Source organism: Streptomyces sp. UF-297 (assembly GCF_058245575.1).
The window spans coordinates 21,604-28,619 of the sequence record NZ_JBSIBZ010000108.1; the positions used below are offsets into that span (position 1 = coordinate 21,604).

Annotated in this window: 4 protein-coding genes; 2 read left to right on the top strand and 2 right to left on the bottom strand. The window is 68.3% G+C overall.

Annotated elements, in window-relative coordinates; genetic code table 11:
- Positions 1–141: 141 nt before the first annotated feature.
- The gene (locus AC4IJH_RS38410) at positions 142–1,560 is read right to left on the bottom strand and encodes a DNA sulfur modification protein DndB (RefSeq protein WP_490856623.1); all 1,419 of its coding nucleotides are present in this window, start codon (positions 1,558–1,560) and stop codon (positions 142–144) included.
- A 705-nt stretch (positions 1,561–2,265) separates the two neighbouring features.
- Between AC4IJH_RS38410 and AC4IJH_RS38415 the strand changes: the two genes are divergently transcribed.
- Together AC4IJH_RS38415 and AC4IJH_RS38420 are read left to right on the top strand one after the other, a co-directional pair.
- On the top strand, positions 2,266–2,445 hold the full coding sequence (locus tag AC4IJH_RS38415) for a hypothetical protein (protein WP_490856624.1): 180 nt from the start codon (positions 2,266–2,268) through the stop codon (positions 2,443–2,445).
- An 899-nt stretch (positions 2,446–3,344) separates the two neighbouring features.
- The gene (locus AC4IJH_RS38420) at positions 3,345–4,673 is read left to right on the top strand and encodes a hypothetical protein (RefSeq protein WP_490856625.1); all 1,329 of its coding nucleotides are present in this window, start codon (positions 3,345–3,347) and stop codon (positions 4,671–4,673) included.
- Here the strand turns inward: AC4IJH_RS38420 and AC4IJH_RS38425 are convergent.
- Positions 4,612–6,801 carry a tetratricopeptide repeat protein gene (locus AC4IJH_RS38425; RefSeq protein WP_490856626.1) on the bottom strand — a complete coding sequence of 730 codons (2,190 nt, stop codon included), beginning with the start codon at positions 6,799–6,801 and terminating at the stop codon, positions 4,612–4,614. The genes AC4IJH_RS38420 and AC4IJH_RS38425 overlap by 62 nt on opposite strands.
- Positions 6,802–7,016: the final 215 nt, after the last annotated feature.

Consider the following 7,016-nt stretch of genomic DNA (forward strand, 5'->3'; position numbering starts at 1 on the left):
GCCCGCCCCCGGTGGGGTTGCTCAGAGGACAGCGTCTATGACATGTGGACAGTTACCAGTAGGGGTCGCCTACGCGCAAGATATTGCGGACGAACGGCGGGGAACCGTAGCTGACGAGGGCCGGAGCCCAGAACCAGCCTTCTAGCCCTCCGCCGTCTTGCGCGGGCGGCCACGACGGTTGGCTGAGCGCAGACCAAGGTGCACGAGAGTTCGCACATGGTGCATCTCTTTGAAGGCTGCATCGCGAGCAAGTTCCTTCAGGACCCTCTCTGTGGCAGCCTCATAGTTGGTTCGAGCTCCACCCGCAGTGGTCGGCGACCAGATGACATCGCCGTTCTGGGCAGTCCCCTTCTCAAAGCGGACGAGCGTGCCCTCGAAGAGGGGATGCTGCTTCTGCTCAACACCGTCCACCTTGCGGATCTTGCCCTCGGATCGCCCCCATGAGAGCTCTGCGAGTGCATCGATGACATCACGCAGCGGAACACCACAGAACCGTGCAGCACCGAGGACGCCACCGATCACGTACAGGCCAGCTGGGGAGCCATGCAGGTATTCCGCACGGAACTGTTTAGGTGACAAGCCCGCTCCGTCAGAGGAGCGGCGCAGGTCCTTCCAACCAGGGATCTGCTCGTACGCGTAGTCGAGAGCAGCCACGGTTTCGCCGACGACCTTCTCCAACTCGTCGTTGAGGTTGCCGGCAGCCCCGGCTCGCTCCTCGAGGGCCTTGCGCACGTTGGTCTCGCGCGCGTCCGGGGTTCGGTCCCTGAAACCGACCAAGGTGGCGGTAGTGAATCCCCGCATGTGTGCGGTCGAGTACAGGGCCTCTTCACGTGCGGCAGAACGCAGGTAGACAAGGCGCGCGGGTTCGTCAGTGAGGAGCCGTGCACGCCGCCCAACCTGGGTGCCGAACCGGTTCGCGTACGAACTCTGATCGAGTGCTGTCATGAGGGCGGGCGAGATCGGCTTCGTCAGCCCCGCCACCACGAACATCCTGGTGACCTCATCGCGATCGCTCTGTACGAGTACCTGGATCGGAGCGGCACTCGACTTAAGGATGTTCTCCTTCTCCTGGTCTTCGCCGAAGGAAGCACCCTTCACTCGCTCCCAGACCCGTGCGAGCGCTTCCAGCGTGTGCTGCCCGTTCTCGATGTGCATGGGCGTGCCCTGATAGACCGTGAGCATGCCGAACTCGACGCCCGGGGAGACGGTGTTGTACGGCTTCCAGCGGTACGTCTTCTCGTCGTCGATGTCTGTGGGAATGGCAAGCTGGATCTGCTGAATCGGGGTGTCGGGGCGATCGTAGAGCCCGTTCGCGATCTTCTCGACGTGCTTGAAATCGATAGGGCGGTTGCCGTACTCCTCGTCATCAAGGTCGAAGTCTTTCCGGACGATAACCCCTGATTCCGCCCGTGCCCTCAGCTCCACCAGAGCCGGCAACGGATGCACGAAGTTGAACGACGGCATCTTCCCGATCATGGTCCGGAACGCCGGAGTCTTGAACGAGACCGGGCGCATGTCCATGCCCTCAGCCGTGGCCTGCATGTCAGCCTCGGACGTCATCAGCTTGCCCCCTCAAGATTTTGCCTGGCGATTTTTTTTCTTCCCGCCTAGCACGCGCGTCGCGAGCGTAATCTCATCCCACGTCGTCCCGCAACCGGCTTCGAGCCACTCGGCAGCCTGCGCGCACTCCTGTTGGTCAATCGCCGCGAGTATGCGCAGCTCAGGAGGTTGCCGCGACCGCATCGCCGGGCAGCAAGCTCGATCGCGAAGAGTAGCCACCAGGACGGTGCCGTCGGGGCGCAGGAAGTCGCCGCCCCTGCGGTACACGCCACGCGAGACGCCCCAGGGTCGACCTCTACGACCTTGGGTAGTTGCGGCGAGTCACTCCGTGTGATTACGCTCCCCTCGTGAGCTAGGCGGGATAAAAATAAATCGCCAGGCTAAAAAGGAGGGGAACCGTGCCGGGCAAGAACCTGCGGGTGGAGCGTTCAAGGGCCAGCGTCAACATCCCTGGGCGCACCGTCGCACAGCCACCGACCGGCACCCCGCAGGAGATCACTCTGACGCAGCCACCGTGGGACGAGCCGTCTCCGGAAGGCTGCGGAGGATACCGGATGTAGGTGGTGGAGCCGCGACTCGAGTCCATCAAACCTGAACGCGGCTCCACCCATAGCCCTCGAAAGGGGCCCAATGCCAGTAGACAGGAATTCACCCCCACCCGACAACCAGGGGGAACACCCCCTGCTCGACGACCGCAGGAGGCTGGTGACGGCGACGGACGCCGCAGTCCGGCTCGTGTGGGCCGCCATCCTCTTGGCGCTCATCGACGTGTGGCTCCCGCTGAACCTCGAGGCGTATTTCGCCAGCATCCTAGGCGCCTATGGCGGATACCTTCTGGCTCGGTCGGGCGGCCCCCAGCCCCCGGCCGGCCTGTTGGTGACCTGATGAGGCCGTTCCCCAGTGGCATCGACGCCACTGGGGAACACCCGCATCACCGACGTGTCGACGCCACGGCGGAGGCCACGAGAGCGGCGGAGGAAGCTGTTCCGGTGAATACGCGGTGACGGACGACGATCCCGCCGCACGCTCCCCCCTCCGCCGCAGGCCAGCGCAGCACGAGGGTGGAAGCGTCCGTCTCTCTTCTAAGCACTTGGCCGCAGGTTCGAGTCCTGCCGGGGGCGCCCCGTGCGCACCACTTCCAGCCCTCCCTCGTGGAGGGCTTTTCCATGGTCCGAGGGACCCTAGCCGGGATCGCGTAGCGAACGCGTAAGCGATGGTCCGTCCCGCGGATAAGGTCCAAGGTGATCGGCCGCGATCGGCCATGACGGGGTGGCGCAGGTGACGCGAGGGGGTAGTGGGGTGAGCGAGGGGTCCGCCGGGTGGATACGGGTGCCGGTCGGGGGCGAGGCCGGGCGGTGGGCCACGCGGGGGCGATGCCGGAATGTGCTGCTGATCGCACACAACGTGACATCGGTGACCCGGCTGCTGGATGTGCTGCCGCTCTTCCGTGACGACGTACGGGTGCAGTTGCTCGCCACATGCACCGGGTCGTCGCCGTTTCAGGCCGGGGTGCCGGAATTGCTGGCGAAGATCGGTGTGCCGGTGCTGCCGTGGGAACAGGCTTTGGCCCTTCCGGTGGATCTGGCCATTGCAGCCAGCTTCGGCGGTCAACTGTCCAGCATTTCCGGGAAGTTGGCCGTGCTGTCACACGGTGTTGGCTACAATAAGAAGCTCGCGATGCCGGATGCCGGATGCCGGATGCCGGAAGCCGGAAGCCGGAAGCGCCCGTGTTCGGGATGGCGCCGGAATGGGTGCTGGCGGATGGGGTTCCCATTGCGGATGCGATGGTGCTCTCGCATCCCGAGCAGGCCGAGCGACTGCGGATTTCCTGCCCGGAAGCCGCACCGACCGCGGTGCTGGCCGGGGACCCGTGCTTCGACCGGATGCTGGCGGCCCGGGAATACCGGGACCGCTTTCGCCGCGCGCTAGGGGTACGGCGCGGGCAGCGGCTCGTACTGCTCAATTCCACGTGGAATCCGGAGTCGCTCTTCGGAGACGGCGGCGACGATGTGCTGCTGGCCCTGCTGACGCGCCTGACGGCGGAGCTGCCTGCCGATGAGTACCGGACCGCCGCGGTGCTGCATCCCAACATCTGGCACGGACACGGCCCCGGGCAGATCCGCACCTGGCTCGACCGGGCGAGGCGGGCGGGGCTCGCGCTCATCGATCCGCTGGAGGGCTGGCAGCAGGCGCTGATCGCGGCGGATGCCGTCATCGGCGACTTCGGGTCGGTCTCGTACTACGCCGCCGCGCTGGGCGTTCCCGTGCTGATCGGCGCTATGTCGTCCGGCGCTCTGGCGGCCGAAACTCCGGTCGCTGATTTCGTACGCAAAGCGCCAAAGCTGGATGTGTACGCGCCCTTGCGCGCTCAGGTGGACGCCGCGATCGAGGCGATACCGCGCCATGAGCCGGAGTGCGGGCCGGCGGAATTGACGACCTCGGTTCCGGGCGAGGCGGCAAAGCTGTTGCGACGGCTCTTCTACGAGCTGATGGATATGCCCGAGCCCGTACAGCCCGCGCTGCTGGAACCGCTGCCCTTGCCCGCCTACGAACCGCCGCGGCATCAGGCGCCCCTGCGCGTACTGACCGAAATCCGGAAAGGGAAGCCAGGGGAGACGGATGTGGTGACCGTGATCCGCCACGCCGATCACCGGGGTGAGCCCGAGGGCTCCGGGCAGGGGCATCTGGCGGTGCACGAGGACACCTTGGATCCGGGACTGCTGTCACTGGCGGATGTCATCTTCAGGTACGGGGCCGCCGACGACCCGCGGTTCGGTACGCCCGCCGAGTGGACGCAGGAGGTCCTGGCCCGCCATCCGTACTGCGCGCTGGCCGCGTACATCACCGGTCCCGGCACCTGCACCGTCCGCGCCCGCGGCGGGGAGCCGGCGCGCCTGAGCGCGGACCGGCAGGCCGCCGACCCCGCCGCGTACGCCTCCGCTCTGCACGCCTGGCTGGCCGCCGACAACGAGAGCGGCGGCAAGGGGCTCGCTCAACTGGCGGCGGAGGGTCTGACCGTACGGACCGGCCGGACGGTCCATCGGGTGTCGGTCACGCCCCTCGATCCGCACTGCCCGCCGGGTCCGCCTCTCCCGGCTCTCCCGCATCACTGACACAGCTCTGGCGCAGCGAACCGAGGTGGACGAGGTGATAGCGCGCGTTCTCCCGGGAGAGCTTGGCGGTGGCCTCGTCGATCAACGGCAGCGCCTCGGACCGGCGGTCGGCGAGCAGAAAGGTCTCGGCGAGGTCGGTGAGGGTGCGCGCGGTGTTGTAGGCCTCCTGGTGGTCGCGGAAGAAGCGCAGGGCGGTCCGCAGGTGGTCCTCGGCCTCCGTCCACCGGCCGAGGCCCCGCAACGCGCGGCCCCGGTGGCGCTGGAGGAGCGCACGGGCGCGCGGTACGTCCGCGAAGCCGTCGTCGTCCGGAGTGATGCCCTCCAGGAAGCCGGCCGCCGTGGTGAACAGGCGCAGCGCCTCGTCGAACTGCCACTGCGCCAGGCGGACCAGCCCCAGGGTCTCGGTATTGGTGGCCTGGCCGCGCAGATGGCCGAGGCCGCGCTCGACGGCGGCGGCGAGCGTCAGTTCGGCCTCGGCCTCGTCGTACTGGCGCAGCTCTGTGCAGGCCAGGGCGAGTTGGGTGTGCATACGGGCGGCCATGCGGGAGCCGGGGCAGACCTGATCGGCGACCCGGGCCCCGGCCCGCAGCGCGGGCAGCAGTTCCTCGTGCCGTCCCGCCTTGAGCTGGAGCGCCCACAGCGCCTCGCAGAGCTGGCACGCCAGGCCCCCGAGCCCGAACTCCTCGGCGGCGAGGACGGCTTGGGCGAGATTGCCCAGCTCGGCGTCGAGTGCGGCGACCGCTTCGCCGCTGTGGGCGTACGCGCCCCGGGACAGCTCGTCGTATACGGGGCCCACGTGCCAGCGCTGCGGAAGGGCGTCGAGATCGGCCTGGGCCGCGAAGCGCAACAGGGAGCCCACCGTGCGCTCCACGGCCCGCGCACAGGCCGCGACGCCGTCCTCGCGCGCGGCGGTCTGCTCGGCGTGCCGGCGTACGGCCGGGCGGAAGCGGTAACGGCCGGCTTCGGTCGCCTCCAGCAGCCCCCGGTCGGCGAGTTCGGCTATCGGCCCGGCTGCCTCGTCCTCGGGGATGCCCGCGGCGGCCGCGGCCAGCGCCGCGGTGACATCGCTCCACGGCCACAGGGCCGACAGCCGGTAGACGCGGGCGAGTTCAGGGGAGAGCGCGCGGTAGAGGTCCTCGACGACGGAGAAGGCGGGGCTGCTCGCGAAATGGTCTGCGGACACGCCGGTCGGCTCCTCTCCCACGGGCTGTTCGGCCAGCCGCGGTGCGATCGCCCGCAGCGCATAGGGCGATCCGCCACAGCGGTCCAGTACGGACGTCAGGCGAGGACGGTCCGCCTTGACCGTCCGGCTACCGGCGATGTCCTCGAGCAGCTCGACGGCGTGTTTCTTCCCCAAAGGACCCACTTCAACCGGTACGGCATCCACTCCGGTGAGCAGGCGATGGGCGACGACGATCGTGAACACCCCTGGCGCGGACGTGAACAACGGGCCTACCTGAGCGGCCGATTGAGCGTGATCGAGGACGATCAGTAAATGCCGGTCCGCGACCAGTCCCCGGAAGAGCGCGGTACGTTCTGCGGGTCCGGGCGGGATGTCGCCCTCGGGCACCCCGAGTTGCCGCAGCGCCCGGCGTACGGCCACCGCGGCATCCACCCCACGCCCGGCGCCGTCACCCCGCAGATCGACGTAGAGCTGCCCATCGGGGAATTTCCCGGCCTGCTGCCATCCCCATTGCACGGCCAGTGCGCTCGCGCCCATGCCTTCCGCGCCGTACACCAGCGCTCTGCGCGGACGTCCGTCGGGCTTACGGGAGTGCTCGCGCCACAGACTCCGCATCTCCTTCTGACGGTTGACGAAGAAGCGTACGGAGGGCGGCAGTTGCGGAACTCCCTGAGTCCCGGCCCGGGGCAGGGCACCCCGGATGACGACCTCCACCTGGGCGAGGCTCCTGGCATGGGCGCCGTCCCGCCGCGCGCCGTCGTGCAACAGCCGGGCAAGTCCCTCCCAGTCGGCGGCGGTCGAGGGCGCGGGGACTTCTCTCCCCACCATCCGGCGGGCCAGCCCACCGACCAGTTCGTACGCCCGCTTGCCGGCCTCGTTGGCCATGCCGGCGCCCACCGCTCCGAGCATCGTCGTAATCGCCGCCAGCGATATGGGATCCACCATTCCGCAACTCCCCCTGCTCACCACGCCGATACGGCGGCCTCCGCCCGGTACACCGAGATCAACCGTAGCGAACGCCCTCCGGTGAGAAGGCTGTTTCAGGCCGGAAGGCGGCCAGCAAGGCCGGCTCACTGCCCCCTGAACGCGGAAAAGCCCCGCACCATACGGTGCAGGGCTCCCCACAAAAATTGTTCGGCGGCGTCCTACTCTCCCACAGG